The sequence below is a fragment of the Chitinophaga varians genome, assembly GCF_012641275.1.
Classification (GTDB): Bacteria; Bacteroidota; Bacteroidia; order Chitinophagales; family Chitinophagaceae; genus Chitinophaga; species Chitinophaga varians_A.
Map to the genome: position 1 here is coordinate 978,467 of NZ_JABAIA010000003.1, position 25,351 is coordinate 1,003,817.

A 25,351-nucleotide genomic window follows, 5' to 3' on the forward strand; every position below is an offset into this window, starting at 1 on the left:
GCAGGGCAACAGGACGCCTCAGCGAAATAATGATTCACTGCACTAACGGAAACATTAATTGCAAAGAATACGCGGGTTGGTTTCCGTATAGCAGCCATCGTTAGGCACCCATGTTGGGCATCCCCAGGTGGTTGCGGGCGCGCCGCCGTTTAACTGTTGTTGTTCCTGCTGGTTAAGAGACGCAACAATGGCTCTCTGAAGAAGTGGCTTTTTGCTTAAAGACAGTTTTTTCTTTTTCATGTTTGCTTGTTTGAGGGTGTGATAATAATATTACAGCATAACGTTGCTAATCAGGGGCACAGAATACAGAAAGGTCTTCCGGTAAGCGGTTGGGTTTCACAGGCCGGTGTCCGGCTTGCAAAAGCCAGACCGCCGGCTAATTGGGTTTGTTGGTGCGCTGTGAGGGCAGTCAGCGTTTCTTTTTTCAGCGTGAGTTTTTTCTCCAGCTGGATTTTTTTCTTTTTCATAACATTTATTTTGATTACAGCCTCCCCTGTCTTTTACACGGAGTAGCGCCATGGGGTGGATTTTCAGCGCAAGCAGGTGGTGACTGGCCGATTAACGTATATGGGGGAATGTGGGCATAGTAACGGGTTATTTAACTGAGGTAATTAAGATAAACAAACTTTATGAAATAGTAACAAAAAATGTTGGACACGCTTTTGTTTTTCTGAAATATTTGCAGTTATTTTACGCTGTAACCCCGGCCGCAGTGGACCATACTGTCTGTTGTGGTTTGGCCACCCGGACCCTTTCGGATCATGCTTTAAATACAACATGTATGGCATTACCATTTTTAGAGATTATAGAATCGTTAACTCCCGACCCGAATGTGCTCATGTGGAAGTTTGCGGATGCTGACAAAGAGATCAAAAACGGCGCGATGCTCACCGTTCGTGAAAGCCAGCACGTCCTGTTGCTCAACGAAGGCCAGCTGGCAGACGTGTTTCCGGCGGGCAGGTACAGCCTGAAAACAGAAAACATCCCGGTGCTTTCCCGGCTGCGCGGCTGGAAGTACGGCTTTGAAAGCCCTTTTAAGGCAGATATATACTTCTTCAATACACATCAGTTCGTAAACCTGAAATGGGGCACGCCTGCACCGGTACTCATGACAGATGCGGTATTCGGACAGGTGCGCATACGGGCTTTCGGCACCTATAATATACGCATCACCGATGTGGCCAAATTCTTCCGGGAATATGCCGGCACCTGGCCCAGGCTCACCATCACTGAACTGGAACTGCAGCTGCGGGATTTCATCGCCCCGAAGTTCGGAGAGGTGCTGTCGCTCGCGAAAGTGCCGGTGGTGGAAGCTGCCGCCAATATCCCCGCCCTGAACGAGAAGATACAACCGCTCATTCAGCCTTATTTTAATGATTTCGGCGTGGAAGTTACCCGCTTCACCATTACCAGCATCACGCTGCCGGAAGAGGTATTAAAACAATACGATAAGGTGACCGGCATGAATATGGTCACCGATATGAACAAGTTCTCACAATACAGTATCGCCAATGCGATGGACAAGGAAGGGGCTGTGTTGGGAGACGGCGCGAGGCAGGGCGTCATGCTGGGCATGATGACCAATATGGTAAATCAGCAGCAGGCTGCGCAAAATCCACCCGCCCCGGCGGCTGATGATATCACCGAAAGGCTCCGTAAACTGAAGTCACTGTATGAAGCCACGCTGATCACAGAAGCGGAATACACGGCCAAAAAACAGGAACTGCTGAATTTGCTCTGACCCAATTGATAGCTTTATGACTGAAGAGAATAAAAACAGGACCGCGTCTTTCCTGGAAAAACTCAAACAGAAAACCACCACGCAACAACACTATGGTGGCGACGTGCCCAATGAAGAGGCGAAAATGGACATCCGCGATTGTCCCAATTGCGGCGCCGGACGGGCCTTCCATAAAGGTCTTACGCATTGTGCCTACTGTGGTTTTGAATTCATGAACATCACCCTGACAGACGGCATCCATATCAAAAAAGAAAATAACTCCTGATAATGTTTGGTTTTTTTAAGGAGAAATATAACAACCCGGCACTGCTGAGTGAGCTGAAATCCAGGCAGGACCGCTGGTTTGTATTTCTGGACAAGCTCGAGGCCCGCATCGCTGAACTCACCGCCGCCGGTATACTGGAGCTGCAACAGGTTTTTAAGGAAGATACAGACCCGTACAAACGGTCGCATTCTCATATGTTGCAAGGCCTGAGAGGGCAGATCAACCATATGCGGGACAAAGCCAATGATGTAAAAGAGGAAAATATCATCTCCTTCATGTATCGCGCTGAAGCGGATTTACCGGCTATCACCACGCCGGCCGGCAGCGAATACCGCAGGTACGTCCACGATTTCAGGATGGCCTGCCTGGACCGGTACAATCTCTTTGATGAAAGGCTCAACGAAGCACTGGAAGCACTGCAGCACGCAGCCGGTGAGCGGGACCTGGAAAGCGAGTACCGGCAGCAGCTGGAAGCCTTCGAAAAAATCAGGGACCAGTTTGCCTGCAAACAATGCGGAGGCCATCTGACCATTCCGAAGATGTTTTTCATTGATACTTACGTTACCTGCCCCTTCTGCCAGTCACAGAATACCTTCAGCCCGTCTTCAGGGGCCAGGATGGTGCTACATAACGCACGGGAGCTGGCAGAGCAACGGACAGCAGCGCTTCGTACGGCCTATGAAAACAGCCGTCCGCAAGACCCGGAGCTATATAAAAAGTACCTGCGCGCCATGTTCGACGAGTGGAATAAGATCGTGCCGGACATGACGGCTGAGAATGAAAAATTTTATCAGCGACTATTGGAAGAGTATACCTTTAATCATTATAAATAAGATTATTTATGTCTGAAAATCCGTTATTAGCCCCCATTCACGGCATTACCCTGGAAGATTACAGCGCAGCCTGTGCTAAATTAGGAAGCGGTTTGAGCGAGGCCGATGTGGCCACCGCCCTCGGCGTGGAATTGCCTGTATGGCAGGAAGCCAACCTCCTGTGGCCCGAGCGTATGAAGCAGGATGCTTCTTTCGAGATCGTTACCCTGTTCGGGCAATATTTTGGCCAGGCCGACCAGCATCCTAAATTCAGCAACCTGAAAGCCAATACTTCCGCAGAAGGAAACGCGAACACAGAAAGAATTAAATCCGATAAAGCCTTCTACCAGGAACTGGAAGTGGCCAGGAACACAGCATATGAATACGGCCTGGACGGCGCACAGTGGGTGGCGGATAAATACGGTATCACGCTGGGTGATTTCCAGATTGCCGCATCTATCTGGAGTGAACAGATCCACCAGGACATACAGGCTAACTTCGAAGCCTATACGTCGCAGCAGGATGCTTACAAGGCAAAATATCAGCAGCTGTTTGCAGATGCCCAGGGCGGCAATGTGGCGGATGACATCCAGTTTTAATGGATCGATACAAGTGGTCAGCATAAGTGAAAGCCGTATAAATCGCAGGATTTATACGGCTTTCCGGTTTATAACAGGAAGCGGCGTGCCGCTCCTTTAGTTCACCTCACAGGCTTCTCCGAAAGTCCAGGGAATGCAGGTCTTTCCGATAGTGGTGAGACGGCCGCCTTTCAGCGCTGCGAGCTGGTTCCCAGCCATCGCTATGCCAGGCTTCTGTAACAGTATGCCGACTGTTTTTTTGTTCAGGGACAGTTTTGGGTTCAACGGGTTTTTCTTTTTCATAACAGTAAGATTTAAAGGGTGGGTCAAATGGCTGTAAATGTGTCTGGGAACGGTCTACAGGGCAAAGGTTCATCTTTCTTAAAGATAACAAAAAGTCTGCCTTAAAACCGGGCGCGTGGCAGATTGCCGCCGTGTTACACTAAAAGTAGTATCGTTTTAGTGAGATGATTATGCAGTGGATTTCTCCCGGTGATCAGCATAACAAAAAAATCTTTTTGCAGGCTGCAAATAATTATCGGTTGCATTTTGCAGTTGCTACAACCCAATGGCATATACGCCGCAGTGATCAGGATAATTTTTACTATACCGGCGACGGCTATACTTTTCCGGCGGAGCTGCTGTATTGTAGCAATGAGGGATTGTAGTTTAACGATCATTTTCCCACTCTTCAAATCAGCTAGTTATGAAAATCCCCCCTCTGATTACGATTGTATTACTATGTCTGTTATGCCGGGCACGTACGTCAGCCAACGGACCCGCACATCCGGCGAACGTGAAGTTTGCCGCCGATACGTCTGTTTCTTCACTGATCAGCAGTGCGGAATGGGACGTGCTTTTTCCTCACCGTTTCAATCCCGACGACCGTACCGGCGCCGGAACACTGCCCACAAGCCCTGACAAGGATTTTTATTCCTACAGCAATTTTGTGGAAGCGGTACGGCGCATGGCCAATGTAAAGGTGCTGCTGGAAAGGCGCTGTGGTACTGACTACTACCGCATCACCCGTACTGACAAAACCACGGGTGCTATCACCGTGATCCGGACCGATCCGGGTTTTAATGACCCTACCTGGAGCGGACTGGCCATTATTACACAGGTGCTGGACTATGGCACCTTTGCGGCAGAAGGCGATATCAATGCCCGGAAAAGGGAACTGGTGGCCTTTCTGGCCAACATCTCCCAGGAAACAACGGGAGGCTGGCCCACGGCCCCCGGCGGGCAATACGCCTGGGGATTGTATTTCCGCGAAGAGCAAGGTTACGAAGGCACCAACAACATCGGTTACCGGGATGAGACCAACACCATATACCCTCCCGCGCCCGGGAAGTCTTATCATGGCAGGGGACCCATTCAGATCAGCTACAACTACAACTATGGCCAGGCCAGCGAGCTGATATTCGGTGACAAAAACGTATTGCTGGCCAATCCCGAAAAAGTGATACAGGATGGCGTCATCGCCTTCGAAACCGGTCTCTGGTTCTGGATGGCCCCTCAGTATCCCAAACCATCCTGCCACGATGTAATGGTCCCCGGCAAATGGACGCCCACGCCGGCACAGCAGGCCGCCGGCATTAAGCCAGGATTTGGCGCTACGGTCAACATCATCAACGGCGGTATCGAATGCGGCAGCGGACAGGAAAATACCAAAGTACTGAGCCGCATCGCACACTTCCAGCGCTATGCCACTATCAAACAGGTGAGCCTGGAACTGAATGGTGGCAACAACACCGCCAACTGCGGTTGTGCCAATATGTCCAGATTTACCGTCGACAACGGAGAGTGCGCCAGCCTTACATCCATCCGTTTCCTGCAACCCGCCAATGGAATCCTTTCCACTACGTACCTGGGCCCCGTTACCGTGGCCGTCACCAAAAACGATCCCCGTAATGAAATCAGCAAAATCCAGATCATTGTAAACGGCCAGCTGTTCAATGACTCCGTTATTCAATGGACGCCGCCGGCGTACAACAAATACACTGCCACGGCAAAGGGTATACGAAACGGACTGGATACCGTTACTTCCACCGTAAGCTTCGCCGTATGGAACAGCACTACGTTTGAAGGCTGCGCCAACCTCCCGCCATGGCAGGCTTCCCAGAACTACACCACGGCAGGAAATATTGTCCTCTATAACAACAACATCTACCGTAATAAATGGTGGGCAGGCAGCGCCAGCGTGCCTGGCAGCAGTGATACCTGGGAACTGCTGGGCGCCTGCACCGGCGGCCCGCGGACAGATACCGGCTGCAGCGGCATCGCGCAATGGATGCCGTCTAAAGCCTATTCCGCCGGCAACCTGGCCGTGTATAAAAACAAAATCTACAAGGCTAACTGGTGGACCCAAAACAATCAGCCTGACCAGAACAGCGGCGCAGGGCAACCCTGGACGTATGTACGGGATTGCGGCGCCAGCGCGGCTGTCAGCCAGGCGGTCAGCAACACCGTGATATACCCCAATCCTGTTGCCGGTAATGTGCTGTATGTAAAATTCGCTGCGCCGGCAGGAGGGAAGTACTACCTGTCGGTGCTTCATAACACCACCTTGCAGCGCATGCAACAGGTGTATTACGAAGCATCCCACGATGGTTGGCATACCGTACAGCTGGACGTAAACCGTTTGCCGGCCGGCGTATGGATACTGCAAATCAGTGGTGATGGCGCCAACAGGAACAGCGCCGTCACGTTCATAAAAAATTAAACCTGTCAAAAGCCTTTAACAGCCCCGTCTTCCGGCATATTCGCCGGAAAACGGGGCTGTTCGTTTTTTCCCTCCGCATTGTTTTCGTATAATGCTTACATTTAGCTAAATAAAAAAGACCAATGGATAAATTATTGAGTATAGGATCAGCAGCGCTAAAGAAAGCGGCCTTAAATGAAGAGGCAAAGGCATTTATTCTGGAGAACGAGGCTTTATTTAACGTATTGAAAAAGGCGGCCGACAGGTACATCGGTGGTGAAACGCTGGAGGAAACTCTCGTGAAAGTAGTACAACAAAATCAGCAGGGCTTTAAATGCTCGGTGGAATTTATGGGCGAAAGCACCCGGAATGAGCAGGAGGCCCTGGACGCTACCCGGGAGTTCATCAGGATATGCCGGGAAACAGGCAGCCGCAAATTATATTCAACCGTATCACTGGACCTCTCCCATATTGGACTGGCCGTCTCCGAAGACCTGTGTTTTAGCAACCTGATGGCTATCTGCGCGGAAGCTGCCCAAAGCGCGACAGAGGTGATCATCAGCGCGGAAGGCACCGAGCGTACGGACGCTATCATTAACACCTATAAACGTGCAGTAAGGGAATACAGCGGTGTAGGCATTACCATGCAGGCCTATCTCTACCGGTCAAAAGACGATTTTAAAGAGCTTATAAAAGAGCCGGGAAGAATCAGAATTGTAAAGGGTGCATTTGAAACAGCCCCCGGGCTTTCCATGCCAAGGGGAGAACAGCTGGACGAAGCCTATCTCGGCTACGTGGCGCAACTGTTGTTTGATGGCCATCTGTGTTCCATTGCTACACATCATCATGAGGTGCAACAGCAGGTGAAGGAACTGATACGCCAGTATAAGCCGGCTAAAGACAGGTATGAATTTGAAAGCCTGTATGGTATCCAGACAGAACAGCTGGAGGTGTTAAAGGAAGAAGGACATCCCGCTAAATTGTATTTCGTTTATGGGAAAGAGTGGTACCTCTACTTATGCAACCGGCTGGCGGAATATCCTTTGAACATCTTCCGGGCATTGAACGATATCGTTAGCTGACCGGATAAAGTAATCGTTATTCAACGACCTGCTCTGCGATCTTCGCCGCAAACTCGTCCAGGCTGGTAGTGGCGGCATTACTGAGGATAATAATTGTAGCGCCTTTTTCCAGCACATGAAACAGCATGGCCTGTGCGCCCATAATAGAGCCAGGCCTTTTGATAATGGTATAATGCCTGTGGTGAATCTCATAATCTTTATAAACCCACACGCCGCAGCCATATTCGTTGAGCCCGGAGGTAAACATCAGATCGAGCGTAGCCTGTTTTAACAGTTTCTTGCCAAACAAAGCGTTGGCAAACCTGAGTATATCATCGGCGGTGGCATACATAGCGCCGGAAGCATACCAGTTTTCCATGTAAGCCGGAAGATCGTTGACCAGGGCTTTAATATCGTCACGGTAGAAATAGGTGTCGGCGAGGCGGGGAATTATCTTCTGCTGATAGGCAATGCCGCTATTGGCCATCTCCAATGGTTGCAGGATGCTGGCCTGGAGATTTTCTTCAAAGGTTTTGCCCGTAACACGTTCAATTATTTTCCCGAGGATGATATAATCGGCATTGTTGTAATCCCATACTTTACCTGGTTCCGTTTCCAGTTTGCCGCTACTGTAAAGCGTGAGCATCTCGTCAGTGGTATGTGGTAGCTGATACTGTGGCATGCCCTTCTTCAGTGCTGATTCGAGGGTGAGGTCCGCATCCATATTGTGGATGCCGGATGTCATATTCAGCAACTGTAAGAGCGTCACTTTATTGGCTGCTTCTCCTTTGTAATCGGGAAGATAGTTATTGATGGTTTTATATAAATCAATTTTACCTTTTTCATACAGTTGGAAGATCAATACGGCTGTAAAGGCTTTGGTGATAGAGGCGATTTTATAACGGGTATCAGTTGTATTGGGGATTTGCTGCCGGAAGTTGGCGAAGCCGAAACTCTTTTTATACCAGGCACTATTTTCTTTGGCCAGCAGAATGGTACCGTTGAAATTGTTTTTTATGACAAAGGAATCGATAAACAGGTTCACCTTGGAGGATTGTCCGAATGCGTTGCCAATAGTGACAAGAAGATATGCCAGGAAGACGGTCTTTCTCATGATATAGGAGTTGTAATAGAAAACGAGCGTGTCAAATCCTGTCGTTATGTACAGCCGGAGGCGTTGAGCAATAAATATAGCTAATTTTTCCGACTGCCCGGTTTGTTTTCAGGCACTATCCTGCTCTGGCCAGTTGTAGCCCGGCCAGGGTGTTGATCTGCTTCATAATATAAATGTTAAGGCAATACTTTCTCGAATGCCAGCCGTGCTGAGCCACGGAAGAACACCTCGCCGCAATACACATAACCCAGCTTCTCGAAAATGCGCAACATACCTTTATTATCGAAGTTGGTGTCTGCCCGGACGCTCCTGATATTGTTCGCGGCAGCATACTCGTCCACGCGCTTTAACATCTCCTGTGCCAGGCCCTGACCGAGGAAATCATCTGAAATGGCTACACGATGGTATACTACAAAATCACCGTCTGTCAGCCAGGTGCCTTTGATCTCCGCATAGGCCGGTTCATCATTGATGAGCACTGCTATATAACCGGCTATTTTACCTTCGCCGGCCAGAACATAGCCATGTCCGTTTTCTATGTCGTGGGCCACTACAGCAGGATTAGGATATCCGTCCTGCCACTGGTCGCTGCCTTCGGCTTTTCTGCGTGCGATAGCTTTCTCCAATATGTTCCAAATCTGGTCTGCATCTGCTGATGTCGCTTTTCTGAATTCCAATGCCATAATTCCTGAATGTTTGTTTCCAAAAGTACGAAACACTCCGGAACGTTGCGCCGCTTTAGTGTCCGCATTTGCCCATAGCGCCTGCCCGTAAGGGTTTGGACTTGTTTTAACATTATTATAACAAATGAAATTTTAACTTTCGCCTATTGCTATTGTCAGAAAAATCCAGTCTGCCAAACGGGGACGCACATATTTTTCTATTTGATTTTGTTTTTTAATCGATTCAATTTCATCTAGCATGAGGAACATTCTAAAAACCAAAACAGCACATCACAAGAGATTTCTAAAACCTGTACCCACAGAAAAAGTAACCAACGTCATTATTCCGGATATCACCCCCTTGCCGCCGCTGCGTACTTTCCGCTCAGGGAAAGACGGCCCGTATTGACAAAATCCCGCATTAACAGCATAAGGGACGGTGTTTGACCACCGTCTGTTGTCCTATTTAAGCTACTCCCGACCAGGAGCGGCCTACAGTATTTTATTTTCAACAACCAATATATTTTCTCCTATGTCAGTGTTATTACACCATCTGAAAGTTTCACTTTTTTGTTTTTCTTTCTTTGTTTTCACGATGCCTGTGCATGCCCAGAAAGGTGCCGGCAAAGGAAAGTCCGCCTTTACGGTACGGTTGATGAACCTGGAGTCTGCCGCGAAAGAACCCTTCCGGTACAACGCCAGCCTGTATAACGGCAGCGGTCATACGCAGGTGTATGAATTAGGCGCCTCCGCACCAGAAGGCTGGAGCGTCCTGTTCCGGACTGAAGGCAGCCAGATAGCCGGGCTGCGGATGGACTCCGGCAGAACGCAGGACATAGCCATTGAAATCACCGCTGCGCCTTTGGTTAAACCAGGGAAATATACTATCCCGGTGGCCGCTATTACGCCAGGGGACACACTCCGTCTGAACGTGGAAGCGGTGGTAAAGGGCAACTATGGCGTGGAACTAACTACGCCGTCTGGAAGGCTCAGTGATGATATCACGGAAGGCCGCAGCAAACAAATCCAGCTGACGGTTAAAAACAGCGGCACGCTGCCGCTGGAAGCGCTGGAGCTGTCAGCGCAGGCCCCGGTATCATGGACCGCTACGTTTGAACCGGCTAAAATAGACCGGCTGGAGCCGGGCAGGGAACAGCAGGTTACTGCCACACTGCAGGTCCCGGACAAGACGATCGCCGGCGATTATGTCACCAATTTTACGGCCAGAAATAACAACGTCAATAGCAACGCCACCTTCCGCATGACGGTGAAAACCTCTCTGCTGGCGGGATGGATCGGCATCCTCGTCATCCTGGCATCCCTGGGAATAGTGTATTACCTGGTGCGTAAATACGGAAGGAGGTAGCGCTTATGGAGAATCCTATTATTGAACTGGATGGACTGACAAAATACTACGGCGTTAAAAAAGCGGTGGACAATCTCTCCCTGAAAATCAATAAGGGAGAGATATTCGGGCTGCTCGGACCTAACGGTGCCGGTAAAACGACTACCATCCTGATGATGCTGGGACTGGCGGAGCCATCTGCGGGCCAGGCTGTGGTGTGCGGTATCAATGCTACCCGCAACCCCGTTGCGGTAAGGCGTAAAGTGGGCTATCTTCCTGATAGCGCCGGGTTTTATGATAACATGACCGCGCTTGATAATCTCCTGTACATCGGCCGGCTGAATGGGATCGCAGAACAGGAAATTGCCGGCCGCGCAAAGAAGACGATGGAAATGGTGGGACTGGGGGCGGAGATGTATAAGAAAACAGGCGCTTACTCACGAGGTATGAAACAACGTCTGGGCCTGGCAGACCTGCTCATCAGGGAACCGGACGTGATGATACTGGATGAACCCACGCTGGGCATAGACCCCAGCGGGATACGCGACTTTCTGCACCTCATCCGGCAACTCAGCATGGAACAGGAACTGACGGTCATCCTGTCATCGCACCATCTCCACCAGATGCAGCAAATCTGCGACCGTGTGGGCATCTTCGTGGAAGGAAGACTGCTGGCGGAAGGAAATATCGAAACCTTGTCCGGCAGCTTGTTCGGTAAAGATTCCTATGTGACGCAGATAACTGTCAGAGAAGCGCTGTCAGCGCCGGAAGAGGTGGAGCGGCAGCTGCGCCGCCTCGAGGGCGTTACCAGCATCACTATCGGCGCAGACACCATAGAAGTGTCTTGCAGCACGGATATCACGCCGGACATCGTAGGCTTCCTGGTGCAATATGGCCTGAACATTACCGGCGTGCATAAAAAGGAATATGGTCTGGATGAAATCTACCATCGTTTTTTTGAGAACAACATTAAAAAAGAAAATATCCAATGGGAGGCCCGCTAGTTTATTTCAATAACATTTTGTCGAAGCAACGTGCCCGGAGCCCGTTTGAAGTGATGGTCCGCAAGGAGGTAGGGGACCATATCCGCAGCTGGCGGTTTATCATTATGTTGCTGCTGGTACTGTTTACTTTTGCCGGCGCCATGTACATATCATTGTCCCACCTGGGGAAAGCGGTACGGGACGTAAATGACCCCGACCACGTTTTTGTGTACCTGAAATTGCTGACGACATCAGATAATTCATTGCCTACCTTTCACGTCTTTATCAGTTTCCTCGGCCCGTTGCTGGGCATAGCGCTGGGGTTTGATGCGGTAAACTCTGAAAAAAACAATGGCACGCTGGTACGCCTGCTGGCGCAGCCGGTGTACCGTGACAATCTTTTGCTGGCCAAGTTTTACGCGGCATTGCTCATTGTAGGCACGCTTTTTCTGAGCCTGGTATTACTGATGACGGGAGCGGGGCTGATCCTTACCGGCGTTCCGATGGAAGCGGCTGAACTGTTCCGCATATTGGCATTTATAGTGCTGAGTGTGATATATGTCGGCTTTTGGCTAAGTCTTTCGATATGTCTTTCCGTGGCTTTCAGACATGCTGCCACTTCTGCGATTACTGCCATCGGCATATGGTTGTTCTTTACCGTCTTTTACCAGATCATCGTGAACATGGTGGCCAGGGCGTTGTTGCCAGACCCGGCGTCATTACAGCCTGAACAGGTCATCGCCTACAACAATATCCTGATCTCCTTTTTCCGGGTGGCGCCAAGCCAGCTGTACACGGATGCGGCCACTACCTTGCTGATGCCGTCGGTACGAAGCCTGGGGCCACTTAGCATGGAGCAGATGGCCGGCGCTATCCCTGCGCCGCTGCCTTTCAAAGAAAGCCTGATGATAGTTTGGCCGCAGGTGACAGGACTGCTCGCGGCATCTACGGCTTGTTTTGCGTGGGCATACTATCTCTTTATGCGCAGGGAAATCAGGACGTAACTTAGCGGTGGCATAGATAAAAAGAGACCTGCGCTTACGTAGCGCAGGTCTCTTTTTATACAAATATTTTTCCTGGAAAACGCGGGTGACAGAGTCACTTTGCGCCGGGAAAGAACATATAGCCGTAACTGTTATCTGACGGATTCCTTGAAGATCCTGTTCAGCCAGCGCAGCATCAGGAAAATCACAGCGGCCGCGCCTCCCAGCAACAGGAAGTTGACGAGGAAATAGTTCGCCTTGTTGTCATAGGTGTCCCATAACGTTGCCAGGATGCCTGACAGTTTGTTGCCAATAGAAGTGGCCAGGAACCAACCGCCCATCATCAGGGAGGTGATACGCGCGGGGCTCAGCTTGGAGACGAGGGACAATCCCATCGGGCTGAGAAACAGTTCCCCTACGGTGATGATGCCGTAACATCCGATCAGCCACCAGGGCGATGCTTTGATAGCGCCGTTGCTGCATACGTAGACCGCGCCCACCATCATCAGGGTGGAAAGGGCGGATATCAGCAGGCCCCAGGCTATCTTGGAAGGTGTGGAGGGCTCCTTGTCCCGTTTGCGCAACATGGCGAAGAAAAGTACGATCAATGGTGTCAGCGTGATCACAAAGAATGGATTGATGGACTGGAACAACTCTGTATTATACAGACTGATGCTTTGTCCTTCAGCGGGCATTTTCTCCGGCGCCACGTTTTTGAAATAAGGGACTTTGTCCCATACTTTCTGTGGTTTGCCGGCCGCGTCACGCACTACCCTGAATTCTTCATCGTAGGCCGTCACGGAGTCGGCTTTGTTCACCACTGTTTCGGCCAGGTACAGCCGCTGGGCGGGTTGCTGGATAGCGGAGGGTATTTCCCGGTCGGTGTAATACTGCGCCCAGGTGGTTAGCGCCGTGCCGTTCTGCTTAAATACGGCCCAGAACACGATAGACACTGCAAAGATGGCCAGCAGCGCGGAGAGCGGCTTGCGGTCTTTGGCATCGGCCTTGACCAGCAGCGAAACAAAAAACAATAAGATGGGAATACAGGCGAAGATGAATGCATCTGTGGAGTCAGAGCCGAAGATATTGCCCGGAATAAACCATGCGCCCAAACCTACTACGATGGCTGGCAGGAACACCACCGAGAAAATTTTGCTCAGCGGCATGTCTCCTTCCTGTACGGGCTTGCGCACGTCAGCGTGACGGTAATGTTTCATACCGATAATAAAAATCAGTACCCCGAGGAACATCCCGATACCGGCGGCAATAAAGGCGGCACCCCAGCCGATGGTGTTGCGCAGGAAAGCTGCAAAGAAGTTGCAGATAAATGCGCCGATATTGATCCCCATGTAAAAAATATTATACCCGGTATCTTTCCGGCTGCGGTACTTTTCATCACTGTACACATTTCCCAGCAAGGTGGAGATATTCGGTTTGAAAAAACCATTGCCAATACAGATCAATGCAAGGGACAGGTAAAACACGGTGAGGTTATGTACGGCCAGTCCCATATAACCAATGCCCATCAGTATCCCGCCAATGATAATCGATTTACTGTAACCCAGTTTACGGTCGGCTATCAGCCCACCGAGAAACGGTGTCAGGTATACGAAAGCGATGAAAGTCCCGAAGATATCCGCAGCAGTGGCACGGTCCATGCCCCAGCCACCTTTTGCCGTGTCGGTCAGGTACAACTGAAAAATCCCGAGGATCAGATAAAAACCAAAACGCTCCCACATCTCGGAGAGGAACAGGAAAGGCAATGCTGCCGGATGATTACTTGCTTTTTTCATGTAAAATCAAATGGTGTACGTGATATAGGTTATGCATGACAGCTGCCGGCCGTACCAGCCGCTGCCAAACCGCTAAAATAAGGGAAAGATGGAAATTATCAGCCTTTCTGTCCCTCCTTCCCGGAGTTTACACAAAAGCGGCTGAAAGAAAGGAAGGCGATCGTTTTTCGACTAAAATTAAAATTTGGTCGAAAATAACTACCTTTGCACTATTATAAAGAAAGATGGCCACTGATAAAAGAACACATATATTATTAACAGCGCAGCAGCTTTTCCAGGAGAAAGGACTGGGCATGGTGACCATGGAAGACGTGGCCAGGGCGGCCGGGATGGGAAAAAGCTCGCTATATTATTATTTCAAAAGCAAGGAAGAGATCTTTAACGCGGTGCTGGAAACGGAAATCAGTGAAATTCTCCTGGAAACCATGAAACGTATCAGCAGCAGGACATCCCTCCGGGACAAACTGCTGACGTTTGCCACGGTGAAGTTCGAAATGGCAAGAAAACGCAAATCCCTCTACCGCACCATGGAGCTGGGCATGGACGCGGAAGCGCTGTCCAGGTACAACGAAACGAAAAAAGCAGTACACCTGCGGTACCTGCAGCAGGAAAAGGTCATCCTGCAGCAATTACTCATACAGGGCGGGGAAGACGGTGATATTAAGCCGCTGAAAACAGCCGAACTGGAAGAGGCGGTGTTTATTTTCCTGTCAGCGCTCAGAGGCATGAACCGGGAAATCAACGTGTTCGGAGCGGCTGAACAGGCAGACCGCATGCTGCCGGCATTTTGCCGGCTTTTCCTGCGGGGACTGCAATAAAAATTTTTGTATAAAATTCGACCGGAAATTGATTTTAGTCTAAAAGATGAGCTTTCGACATACCTTCAGGGTTTTTGAATCACGCAACTATAGCCTGTTTTTCTACGGCCAGCTGATATCACGCATCGGTATGTGGATGCAGCGCACTGCGGTGATATGGGTGGTGTACACGCTGACGCACTCGGTTTTCCTGGTGGGACTGACCACCTTCGCCGAGCAGTTCCCTTCGTTTTTATTGTCGCCGGCAGGCGGCATTGTGGCCGACAGATACGACCGTTATAAAGTGCTGATGGCCACCCAGCTTGTCTCCGCCGTACAGGCGGTGGCGTTAACGCTGGTCTATCATTACAGCACCAATCCGCTCTGGGGGCTGCTGGGCCTGAGCGTATTGCTGGGCCTGGCCAACGCGTATGATGTGCCGTCCAGGCAGGCGATGGTCAACGATATTGTTCTCAACAAGGAAGACCTGGCAGGCGCCATTGCGATGAATTCATCCCTGAACAACCTGTCAAGGCTGGTAGGACCGGCCCTGTCAGGCATTGTGCTGGCCCGCTACGGCGCCACGGCCTGTTTTATCGCCAACGCGGTCAGCTTCGTGGCGGTGATCATTTGTCTGACACTGATGAAGTTCCCGCAAAGGCAAATGACCAGACGCGGTAAAAATGCCTGGGCGGATTTCAGGGACGGACTGGCATACACCCGCTCGCAGAAAGAGATCAGCCGGATACTGCTGGTGCTCGGGCTGATATGCCTGTTCGTGGCCACCTACAACACTTTGCAGCCTTTCTATGCACGGGACGTCTTTAAAGGCAACGCGGCCACCTACGGCTTTATTAACGCGGCTACCGGGATCGGCGCATTGACCGCCACCTTGTTCCTGGCGTCCCAGAAGAAAAGCGGCCAACTGAAAAGGATACTGTTCGTAAACCTGATCATTTTAGGTTTTGGGTTGATGGTAATGTCGCAGACGACCATCCTGCCGGTATACCTGTTCCTGTGTTTCGTATGCGGCTTCGGCACAATGTCTGCCCTCCCCATCTGCAATACCGTGGTACAGACAGTGTCCGCTGAGCACATGCGCGGCCGGGTGGTAGGTTTCTTTGCCATGGCGGCATTCGGCACATTGCCCCTGGGAAGCGTACTGGTGGGCTGGCTGGCCAAAATGATTTCTCCGCAGACCTGTACACTCTTACAGGGCGTCGTTTGCCTCCTGATAGCCGGGACATTTTACCGCTTTCTGAAGACGGATTATAAACGATCGTTATAAGTTTGAAGTGACCCCCTCAGGTATCAGATGATATTTAAAAAAATAGTCTATCTCTTGTCATTCTTCTATTTCTTTTGAAGATTTAAACATAGTCGTTCTGTTTATTGTCAAAGGTTAAGCTAAGATGATAAATGGCATGAATCATTTGGGGAAGACAAAAACAATATCCATTTGTTTTTTACTCGTTTTTTGTGTTACTGTTCCGTTAGCAGCTGTTGGTCAACAAGTAAATGACAGTATTACATCGTTATCCCTCCGGCAGTGCATTGACTATGCATTGCAGCATCAGCCTGCGCTGCAGCAATCGATGATCAGGACGGAAATCACCAAAGCCTCCAACGCCATCAGCCAGTCGGGCTGGTACCCGCAGGTAGGGCTCACGGCCAATCTTAACCACTACCTGCAACGTCCTACCGCGCTTTCCAATATCAACGGCGTGGAAACGCCCATACAGACAAGCGTGGTCAATACCTCTACACCGGGCATCGGCGTTACCCAGAATATCTTTAACCCCAGCCTGATTTACGCTACCCGCCTGGCGCCACTCAATACCAAAGCGGCCCAACAGAGCGTGGACAGCAGTAAAATTGACCTTGTGGCCAATGTCAGCATCACTTTTTATGGCCTGCTGCTTACCCTGCAGCAGATCGATGTGCTGAAGGAAGATACCGCCCGCCTGGGGGAAAGCATGCGCACGGCCTATCATCAATATGTAGGCGGCATTGTGGATGAAACAGACTACGAACAGGCGCAGATCACACTGAACACCTCACTGGGACAGCTGGTACAAGCCATAGAGAACGTCCGGCCCCAGTACGCTGCACTGAAACAGTTTATGGGATATCCCCAGGAACAGCAGTTCAACGTTACCTATGACAGCACGGCCATGCTCAAAGACATTGATATCGACATCTCAGAACCGTTACAATACGAGAAAAGAATAGAGCTTAAGCAGTTAACCGTACAAAAAGCCATGCAGCATGAGCTCACCCGCTACTATGAGAAAACGGCCATCTTCCCGTCGCTTTCCGCTTTCTTTAACTATAACGCGGCCTTCCAGAATAATAATTTCGATAAACTGTACAACGCCGCCTATCCTAACTCCATGATTGGACTGACGCTTAGCCTGCCGCTGTTCACCGGCTTTAACCGCATACAGAACGCCCACCGGTCAAGGTTGCAGGAACAGGTGCTGGATTGGAGCGAGACCAACCTGCGGTCAACGATCTATTCGCAATACGCGACCGCCCTGGCCAGCTATAAAAGCAATGTGTACAACATGCGGCAGCTGAAGGAAAATGTGGCGCTGGCCAAACGGGTGTACTTTGTCGTTGACCTGCAATACAAACAGGGCATTGTTCCCTACCTTAATGTAATTACCGCCGAATCCAATCTGAGAACTTCTCAGTTGACATACCTGAACGCATTGTTCCAGACCCTTTCCAGCAAAATTGACTGGCAAAAGGCCATGGGGGACATTACGTATTAACATTATTGCTGCAAAAAGTAAAATACACTCTATGAATAGCGTAACACGATACGTTATCATGATATGGGGAACGGCCGCTTTCTTTTCCTGTAAACAGAAACCACCGGCATCCAATCCGCCGGTGCCGGTCAACCTGTATACGGTGGAAAGCAAGGCGGTCCGCTACTACGACAAATACCCGTCCACCGCACAGGCGCTGAGCCAGGTCAATATCGTCCCTTCCGTGGTGCAGGGCTATGTGACCGGCATTTTTGCTGCCGACGGGGCACAGGTACATAAAGGACAACTGTTGTATGAGATAGATAAACGGATTTACCAGGCTGCCTATGACCAGGCCGCCGCCAACGTGAAAGTGGCGGAGGCCAACCAGCTGCAGCAACAGCAGGACGCAGACCGCTACGTGTACCTAAACAAATACAACGCCGTCGCCAAACAACTCTACGATCACGCCATGATATCGCTGGAAACAGCAAAAAGCCAGACCAAAGCGGCGCAGGAAGCACTCCGCACTGCGAAGACCAACCTGAACTTCGCCAGTATCTATGCGCCTTTCGACGGTACCATCGGCATCAGCGCGGTAAGGCTGGGCAATGTGGTGACAGGCGGACAGACCATCCTCAATACCATCTCCACCAACGACCCGATGGCAGTGGATTTTCTGGTCAACGAAAAACAACTGCTGGCCTTTGAACGGTTCAAGGCAGACAGTAAAACGATGCCCGATTCATTGTTTACGCTGCAGCTGCCGGACAATACCCTCTATCCCTATCCCGGAAAGATATCGGTGATAGACAGGGCGGTGGACCCGCAGACAGGCACTATCCGGGTGCGGCTGGTCTTCCCCAATCCGCAGTATCTCCTGAAAGTAGGCATGAGCTGCGTGGTACGGGTGCGTAACCAGGAATCTGCTCCGCAGATGGTAGTGCCGGGCAAAGCCGTCATTGAACAGATGGGCGAATACTTCCTGTTTGTGGCCAAAGACACCGTGATAGCTGCCAAAAATAACACCGACGACACAACGGAAAAGGGCCTTCATGCCATCCAGAAAAAAGTACAGCTGGGACAAACGATCGGGCCTGATGTGATCATCCTGTCCGGCGTGGCCGATGGTGACCGTGTAGTCGTAGACGGTATACAGTCCATACATGATGGCTCGGCCATCACCCTACAAAGTAAAAAAACACATGCAGGGACCGGTTCCGGCAAATCGAAATAAACAGATGAAAGGCGCCGCATGATTGCAAATACATTCATCAAAAGACCCGTTACGGCCATTGTGGTATCCATTTTACTGGTACTGACAGGGAGCGTGTGTATCCTCAACCTGCCTGTTGACCAGTATCCGGACATCACGCCGCCCGTTGTGCAGATCAACGGGCAGTATATCGGTGCGGACGCACAGACGGTCGAACAAACAGTGGCCACGCCCATAGAGCAGCAGGTAAACGGCACGCCCGGCATGGAATACATGCAAAGCAACAGCTCCAACAACGGCAACATGCAGGCGACTGTCACCTACAGTATCGGCACCAATATCGACATCGCCACGCTGGACGTGCAAAACCGCGTCAGCATTGCCACGCCGCTGATACCCAGTGCGGCCACCCGCCTCGGCCTCACGGTGCGCGCCGTCAACCCCAGTATGTTGATGATGGTGGCCATCTACTCACCCAAAGGCACACACGATATTACATTCCTCGATAACTACACCAATATTTTCATCCAGGACGCACTGTTGAGGGTGCCCGGCGTAGGCACTATCAACAGCTTCGCCGATAATTTCAGTATGCGGGTGTGGATGAATCCCGAGAAAATGGCTGCCTACAGCATCACACCACAGGACGTCATCAACGCATTGAACACCCAGAACGTACAGGTGGCCGCCGGCTCAGCGGGCGTGCCGCCGCAATCCGGTACGCAGACTTTTGAGCTGGGCATACTGGTCAATGGGAGGCTAAGCAAAGTATCGGAGTTCGAAAACATTATCGTGAAGACCATGCCTGCCACCGGAGCGCTGGTATACCTGAAAGACATCGCCAGGGTGGAGCTGGGCAAGTTCAGCTTTTCGAGCAACTCTTTCGTGGACGGCCATCGTGCGTCTTACCTGCGCATTTATCAGGCGCCGGGCAGCAATGCATTAAAGACAGCCGCTGGTATTTATAAAGAGCTGGAGCAGCTGAAGCAGTTTTTCCCGGCAGACGTGGAGTACAAAGTACCTTTCGAATCCGTAACAGTGGTGAAGGTATCCATGAGCGACGTTGTGGTGACACTGTTGATGACCCTCGCCCTGGTGGCGGTGGTAGTATTTGTCTTCTTACAGAACTTCCGCTCCACGCTGATCCCCGTGCTGGCCATCCCTGTCTCTATCTTTGGCACCTTCTGCTTTTTTATACCCCTGGGATTTACCATCAATACGCTGACCATGTTTGGTTTTGTGCTGGCCATCGGTATTGTGGTGGACGATGCCATCATTGTGGTGGAAGCGGTGCAGCACTATATGGATGAAAAAGGGATGTCGCCCAAAGAGGCCACGTACTATGCCATGAAAGATATTTCCGCGCCGGTGGTGGCCATTGCGCTGATACTGGCGGCGGTATTTGTGCCGGTAGGATTTATCCCGGGCATCGTCGGGCGGCTGTACCAGCAGTTTGCCATTACGATTGCCATTTCAGTGATCATCTCGGCGTTTGTGGCGCTGTCATTGACGCCGGCGCTGTGTACCCTGTTGCTGAAACCAACAGACCCTGCCAGGAAGGAAAAAGGCATCAGTAAATTGTTTTCAGGGTTCAACCGGTGGTTTGACCGTATCACGGACAGGTACGTAAGTGGCGTGGACCGCAGTATTCAACGGGCCGCCCTGGTGATCGTGCTATTGTTGATCATCTGCGGGGCTGCATTCTTTTTGCTTGCGCATAAATCATCCGGCTTTATTCCCTCAGAAGATGACGGCAACCTGTATGTCACCTATCAGCTGCCGCCTGCATCCTCTACCACACGTTCGGTACAGGTGATGGACAAGCTGATGAAGGTGGTGGCGGAAACACCCGGAGTAGGCCACTATGCCGCGTTGTCGGGCCTGAACGTGATCAACAACGCGTCCAATTCCAACTGCGGCACCATCTACCTGCAACTAACGCCCTGGGACCAACGAAAACGTAGAAGGGAGCAGGTGCCGGGTATTATCACGGAGCTGAAAAAACGAATTGCCGACGCAGGTATTAATGATGCCAACGTGGAGGTCGTACAGCCGTCGCCGTTGCCCGGCGTGGGTGCTACGGTAGGCTTCAGTCTCCAGATAGAACAACGCAGCACCACTGACGATCTCCACGCATTCGAGAACGTGGTCAGTAAATTTGTGACAGAAGCCAATAAGAACCCGGCCATATCCGGTGCTTATAGCTTTTATAATGCGCATACCCCGGGATTTGCGGTCACGGTGGACCGCGAGAAATGCGAGAAGCTGGGCGCCGATGTAGGCGATGTTTTTACCACCATACAGGCGTTTATGGGCAGTATGTACATCAACGATTTTACGACCTACAACCGTACCTTCCATGTGGTGGTACAGGCGGATACCGCTTTCCGCAACGTCATATCCGATCTGAACAAGTACTATGTCCGTAACCAGGCGGGGCAGATGCTGCCATTAGGCACGCTGGTCAGCTATAAGCCCATGGAGACGTCGCCGCTGATCTCGCATTTTAATATCTTCCGCTCCGCGGAGATAGACGGTGTGTCGGGAGTAGGCTACAGTACCTCCGAAACTATTGAGGCATTACAGCAGGTGGCATCGAAAGTGTTGCCGGAAGGGTATGCCTACGAGTTTTCCGGGCTTAGCCATGAAGAGATCAAAGCAGGATCGGCCACCATCTATATCTTTATATTTTCCATCACGTTTGTGTTCCTGTTCCTGTCGGCGTTGTACGAAAGCTGGTCGGTGCCTTTCTCGGTGCTGCTGGCGGTGCCCATCGGTGTCTTCGGCGCTATTTTCACTTTGTGGCTGGTGCCCGGGCTGACAAACAACGTGTACGCACAAATCGGGATGATCACGCTTATCGGTCTGGCGGCCAAAAACGCGATCCTCATTGTGGAATTTGCGAAGGTGCGGGTAGACAGGGGGGAAGACCTGATGCAGTCCACCCTGGATGCCGTGAAACTGAGGCTGCGCCCTATCGTGATGACCTCTATGGCCTTCATCCTGGGCGTGCTGCCGCTGGTACTGGCCACCGGCGCAGGCGCTGTTTCCCGCCGCACCATCGGTTTCACCGTATTGGGCGGCATGATCGCTGCCTCTACCATCGCCATTTTCGTAGTGCCGGTACTGTTTGTGGTCATCACCCGGCTGTCTTACGGCAGGAAGAAGCTGGCATGGTTAAAGGAACACCATGAAAGCCTGATGGAAAAAGCCAGCAAGATAGAACAGCAGGACATAGACCCTGAACTGGAATTTGAAATAAAACGCTCACGCGATTTTGATAAACCAGCAAACGGATGATTGCCAATACATTCATAAAAAGACCGGTTACCGCGATCGTGATATCTGTTGTGCTCACGATCTCCGGTCTTATTTGTATGTATCAGCTTCCGCTGGACCAGTTCCCCAAAATCACGCCGCCCGGTGTCAGCATCAACGCCAACTATACCGGCGCTGACGCACAGACGGTGGAGCAAACGGTGACCATCCCCATAGAAGAACAGGTAAACGGCGTGCCGGGCATGATGTACATGCAGAGCACCAATACACAGACCGGTTCCGCCAATATCAATGTAACCTTCGACGTGGGGACCAACGTGAACATCGCCACGCTGAACGTACAGAACAGGGTGGGACTCGCCGCGCCGGTACTGCCTTCCGTAGTAAGCCAGCTGGGGGTGACGGTAAGGGCGCGCAACCCGGACCAGCTGATGAACCTGGCCATCTACTCACCTAAAGGCACACACGATATTACTTTTCTGGACAACTACACCAGTACGTTCATCGTAGACGCCCTGTTGCGTGTGCCGGGCGTGGGGGACGTGCAGTCGCGCGGTAACCCGTTCAGTATGCGTATCTGGATGGACCCTAAAAAGATGGCTTCCTATGGCCTGATGCCGGCAGATGTGATCACCGCTTTGCAGCGACAGAACATTTATATCGCCGCAGGGGCAGTGGGCGCGCCGCCACAGTTCCGTGACCAGACGCATGAATACACCATCGTGGTGAACAGCCTGCTCACCAAACCGGAACAATACGAAAAAGTAGTGGTCAAAAAGGTTCCGGCCACCGGTGAGCTGGTGTACCTCAAAGACATCGCCCGGGTTAACCTGGGTAAGTTCAACTATGGCAATCAGGGTTTTGCAGACGGCCATCCGGCCACAACGGTCATGGTGTACCAGTCGCCCACCAGCAATGCTTTGCAGACGGCGGAAAACGTGTACGCCGAACTGGCGCGCCTGAAAAAATCATTTCCTCCCGATGTGGACTATGCTGTACCGTTTGAGAATGTCACCATCATACAGGTGTCTATCGCCGAAGTAGTGAAGACGTTGTTTGAAGCCCTGGGGCTGGTAGTACTGGTAGTGTTCCTGTTCCTTCAGAACTGGCGTTCCGCCATCATTCCTATCATTGCTATCCCGGTGTCTGTTATCAGCACGTTTATTTTGTTTATCCCGCTGGGATTTACCATTAACACCCTGACGCTGTTTGGTTTTGTGCTGGCCATCGGTATTGTGGTGGACGATGCCATCATTGTGGTGGAGGCGGTGCAGCATTTTATAGACCGTGAGCAGATGTCGCCGAAAGAGGCCACCTACCGCGCTATGAAAGAGATATCCGGTCCCGTGGTGGCTATTGCGCTCATCCTGGCATCTGTATTTGTGCCGGTGGGTTTTATTCCCGGTATCACGGGAAAATTGTACCAGCAGTTTGCCATTACCATCGCGATATCGGTGGTGCTGTCTGCGTTTATAGCATTGTCGCTGACACCGGCGCTGTGTACGCTGTTGCTGCGGCCTTCTCCGGTCGATGAGCAGTCAAAAGGCCTCAATCGTTTTTTCTTTCGTTTTAATAACTGGTTTGATAAAGTAACCGTGAAGTATGCCAATGGCGTCCGTTACTGCATCAAATACACCATGCTGGTGGTGCTGACATTGCTGGTGATCTGTCTGGGCACCATTGTGCTTTTCAAAAGTAAGCCTTCGGGCTTTATCCCTTCAGAAGACGGCGGCCGTGTGCTGATCGGCATACAGCTGGCGGAAGGAACGGCCACTACACAAACGGAGCAGACACTCATGAAGGTGATGAAAGTGGTGGGGGAAACACCGGGGATAAAACATTACAACGCTATCTCCGGCATGAACGTGTTAAGCGGTGGCGCCACTTCCAACGGCGCCAGCATTTTTTGTATGCTGCAACCGTGGAGCGAACGTACCACGCCGGAGACACAGATACCCGGTATCATGGCCGTGATCAAAAAACGTATAGAAGCGGCAGGAGTGCGTAACGCAAGGCTTACCATCAATGCATCGCCGGCCATTAGGGGGCTGGGCACCGCTGCGGGCTTTAGTATGCAGGTAGAGCAGGGCAATACCAGCGATGATATCCATGCTTTTGAAACGGTGATGAACAAGTTTGTAGCCGCACTGAAAAAGGAGCCGGCCACCGCTACGGCATACTGTAACTATGCCGCACACACGCCGGCATTCGAATTGTCGCTCGACCGGGAAAAGTGTCAGAAGCTGGGCGTAAACGTAGCAGACGTGTTCAGTACTATACAGGGGTTTATGGGCAGCAGGCTGGTAGGCAACTTCACGCTGTATAACCGTACCTACCGGGCCATTGTGCAGTCAGACACCGCCACCCGTGCGCTGATCAGCGACCTGGAAAAATATTATGTCCGCAATTCAGCCGCAGAGATGCTGCCATTAAGCACGCTGGTAAGTTACAAGCCTATTTCCACGGCGCCGCTGATCACACATTTTAATATTTTTCGTTCTGCTGAAGTGGACGGCTCTACGCCGATGGGCTACAGCACCGGCCAGAGCATCGAAACACTGAAGGAAGTGGCAGCGAAGGTATTGCCACGAGGTTATACGTATGAATTTTCGGGGTTGAGTTACCAGGAAATACAGGCGGGCTCTATGACGGTGTATATCTTCCTGTTTTCCATCATCTTTGTTTTCCTGTTCCTGGCGGCATTGTATGAGAGTTGGTCGGTGCCTTTCTCCGTGATGCTGGCGGTGCCTATCAGCGCTTTCGGCGCCATTTTCGCGCTCACCACCATGCCGGCGCTGTCCAATAATGTGTATGCGCAGATCGGGCTGATCACCCTGATAGGGCTGTCTGCCAAGAATGCGATATTGATCGTGGAGTTTGCGAAGGTGAGGGTAGACCGTGGGGAGAACCTGATCAAATCCACGCTGGAGGCGGTGAAGTTGCGTCTGCGCCCTATCATTATGACTTCGCTGGCGTTTATATTGGGTGTGATGCCGATGGTGCTGGCCGAAGGCGCCGGTGCGCAGTCCCGCAAAACCATCGGGGTAACGGTGCAGGGCGGGATGGTGGCTTCTTCCTGTATCGCCATCTTTATCGTGCCGGTGCTGTTTGTGCTGTTTACGCGATTGAGCTATGGCAAAAAGAAGCTGGCGTGGCTGGCGGCCAATCATCAGCTGTTAATGGAAAAAGAGAAAAAGGTGGAAGCGCAGAACATTGATCCGGAACTGGAATATGATATCGAACAGGCGCGTAAAGAAAAGTAAGA

General features: G+C 51.2%; 21 protein-coding genes. 15 read left to right on the plus strand and 6 right to left on the minus strand.

The window, feature by feature from the left end; genetic code table 11:
• Window positions 1-54: 54 nt before the first annotated feature.
• Both HGH92_RS26845 and HGH92_RS26850 read right to left on the minus strand, forming a co-directional pair.
• A complete protein-coding gene (locus HGH92_RS26845) occupies window positions 55-240 on the minus strand; it encodes a class I lanthipeptide (RefSeq protein WP_168873897.1) in 186 nt (61 codons plus the stop codon).
• A 50-nt stretch (window positions 241-290) separates the two neighbouring features.
• On the minus strand, window positions 291-467 hold the full coding sequence (locus HGH92_RS26850; protein ID WP_168873898.1) for a class I lanthipeptide: 177 nt from the start codon (window positions 465-467) through the stop codon (window positions 291-293).
• A gap of 314 nt (window positions 468-781) precedes the next feature.
• Here HGH92_RS26850 and HGH92_RS26855 point away from each other — a divergent pair, with 314 nt between their 5' ends.
• From HGH92_RS26855 to HGH92_RS26870, 4 genes are read left to right on the plus strand one after another with little or no spacing between them, the layout of a single operon-like run.
• Window positions 782-1,741 carry an SPFH domain-containing protein gene (locus tag HGH92_RS26855; protein ID WP_168873899.1) on the plus strand — a complete coding sequence of 320 codons (960 nt, stop codon included), beginning with the start codon at window positions 782-784 and terminating at the stop codon, window positions 1,739-1,741.
• A gap of 16 nt (window positions 1,742-1,757) precedes the next feature.
• Complete coding sequence (locus HGH92_RS26860) at window positions 1,758-2,006, plus strand: hypothetical protein (protein WP_168873900.1); 249 nt, start codon at window positions 1,758-1,760, stop codon at window positions 2,004-2,006.
• A 2-nt stretch (window positions 2,007-2,008) separates the two neighbouring features.
• Window positions 2,009-2,839 carry a hypothetical protein gene (locus tag HGH92_RS26865; protein WP_168873901.1) on the plus strand — a complete coding sequence of 277 codons (831 nt, stop codon included), beginning with the start codon at window positions 2,009-2,011 and terminating at the stop codon, window positions 2,837-2,839.
• A gap of 8 nt (window positions 2,840-2,847) precedes the next feature.
• Window positions 2,848-3,417, plus strand: coding sequence for a DUF6620 family protein (locus HGH92_RS26870; protein WP_168873902.1), 570 nt, complete (start codon window positions 2,848-2,850; stop codon window positions 3,415-3,417).
• 96 nt (window positions 3,418-3,513) lie between these two features.
• Here HGH92_RS26870 and HGH92_RS26875 read toward each other — a convergent pair whose 3' ends face one another.
• Entirely contained in the window at window positions 3,514-3,699 is a 186-nt protein-coding gene (locus tag HGH92_RS26875; RefSeq protein ID WP_168873903.1) for a class I lanthipeptide, read from the minus strand.
• 403 nt (window positions 3,700-4,102) lie between these two features.
• Between HGH92_RS26875 and HGH92_RS26880 the strand changes: the two genes are divergently transcribed.
• Entirely contained in the window at window positions 4,103-6,118 is a 2,016-nt protein-coding gene (locus HGH92_RS26880) for a glycoside hydrolase family 19 protein (RefSeq protein ID WP_168873904.1), read from the plus strand.
• A 122-nt stretch (window positions 6,119-6,240) separates the two neighbouring features.
• A complete protein-coding gene (locus HGH92_RS26885) occupies window positions 6,241-7,179 on the plus strand; it encodes a proline dehydrogenase family protein (RefSeq protein WP_168873905.1) in 939 nt (312 codons plus the stop codon).
• Between the two features lie 16 nt (window positions 7,180-7,195).
• Here the strand turns inward: HGH92_RS26885 and HGH92_RS26890 are convergent, their stop codons facing one another.
• Complete coding sequence (locus tag HGH92_RS26890) at window positions 7,196-8,272, minus strand: serine hydrolase domain-containing protein (RefSeq protein ID WP_168873906.1); 1,077 nt, start codon at window positions 8,270-8,272, stop codon at window positions 7,196-7,198.
• A 176-nt stretch (window positions 8,273-8,448) separates the two neighbouring features.
• A complete protein-coding gene (locus HGH92_RS26895; RefSeq protein WP_168873907.1) occupies window positions 8,449-8,955 on the minus strand; it encodes a GNAT family N-acetyltransferase in 507 nt (168 codons plus the stop codon).
• A 511-nt stretch (window positions 8,956-9,466) separates the two neighbouring features.
• On the opposite strand from HGH92_RS26895, the gene HGH92_RS26900 reads away from it, so the two are divergent.
• Genes HGH92_RS26900 through HGH92_RS26910 form a run of 3 tightly spaced genes read left to right on the plus strand, consistent with a single transcriptional unit; the run spans window position 9,467 to window position 12,266 of the window.
• Window positions 9,467-10,300 carry an NEW3 domain-containing protein gene (locus HGH92_RS26900; RefSeq protein ID WP_168873908.1) on the plus strand — a complete coding sequence of 278 codons (834 nt, stop codon included), beginning with the start codon at window positions 9,467-9,469 and terminating at the stop codon, window positions 10,298-10,300.
• Window positions 10,301-10,305: 5 nt separating this feature from the next.
• A complete protein-coding gene (locus HGH92_RS26905; protein ID WP_168873909.1) occupies window positions 10,306-11,283 on the plus strand; it encodes an ABC transporter ATP-binding protein in 978 nt (325 codons plus the stop codon).
• A gap of 17 nt (window positions 11,284-11,300) precedes the next feature.
• Window positions 11,301-12,266, plus strand: a complete 966-nt coding sequence (locus tag HGH92_RS26910; RefSeq protein WP_247655052.1) for an ABC transporter permease — start codon at window positions 11,301-11,303, stop codon at window positions 12,264-12,266.
• Between the two features lie 131 nt (window positions 12,267-12,397).
• On the opposite strand, the gene HGH92_RS26915 is transcribed toward HGH92_RS26910, so the two are convergent.
• Window positions 12,398-14,038, minus strand: coding sequence for a peptide MFS transporter (locus HGH92_RS26915; RefSeq protein ID WP_168873911.1), 1,641 nt, complete (start codon window positions 14,036-14,038; stop codon window positions 12,398-12,400).
• A 224-nt stretch (window positions 14,039-14,262) separates the two neighbouring features.
• On the opposite strand from HGH92_RS26915, the gene HGH92_RS26920 reads away from it, so the two are divergent.
• The 6 genes from HGH92_RS26920 (at window position 14,263) to HGH92_RS26945 (ending at window position 25,349) form a co-directional block, all read left to right on the plus strand.
• Window positions 14,263-14,856 (plus strand): TetR/AcrR family transcriptional regulator, encoded by a 594-nt coding sequence (locus HGH92_RS26920; protein ID WP_168873912.1) that lies wholly within the window; start codon window positions 14,263-14,265, stop codon window positions 14,854-14,856.
• Window positions 14,857-14,902: 46 nt separating this feature from the next.
• Window positions 14,903-16,123, plus strand: coding sequence for an MFS transporter (locus HGH92_RS26925; protein WP_168873913.1), 1,221 nt, complete (start codon window positions 14,903-14,905; stop codon window positions 16,121-16,123).
• A gap of 145 nt (window positions 16,124-16,268) precedes the next feature.
• Entirely contained in the window at window positions 16,269-17,612 is a 1,344-nt protein-coding gene (locus HGH92_RS26930) for a TolC family protein (protein ID WP_168873914.1), read from the plus strand.
• 31 nt (window positions 17,613-17,643) lie between these two features.
• Complete coding sequence (locus tag HGH92_RS26935; protein WP_168873915.1) at window positions 17,644-18,828, plus strand: efflux RND transporter periplasmic adaptor subunit; 1,185 nt, start codon at window positions 17,644-17,646, stop codon at window positions 18,826-18,828.
• A gap of 18 nt (window positions 18,829-18,846) precedes the next feature.
• The gene (locus HGH92_RS26940) at window positions 18,847-22,107 is read left to right on the plus strand and encodes an efflux RND transporter permease subunit (protein ID WP_168873916.1); all 3,261 of its coding nucleotides are present in this window, start codon (window positions 18,847-18,849) and stop codon (window positions 22,105-22,107) included.
• Complete coding sequence (locus tag HGH92_RS26945) at window positions 22,104-25,349, plus strand: efflux RND transporter permease subunit (RefSeq protein WP_168873917.1); 3,246 nt, start codon at window positions 22,104-22,106, stop codon at window positions 25,347-25,349. Before HGH92_RS26940 ends, HGH92_RS26945 begins: the two co-directional genes overlap by 4 nt.
• Window positions 25,350-25,351 lie beyond the last annotated feature (2 nt).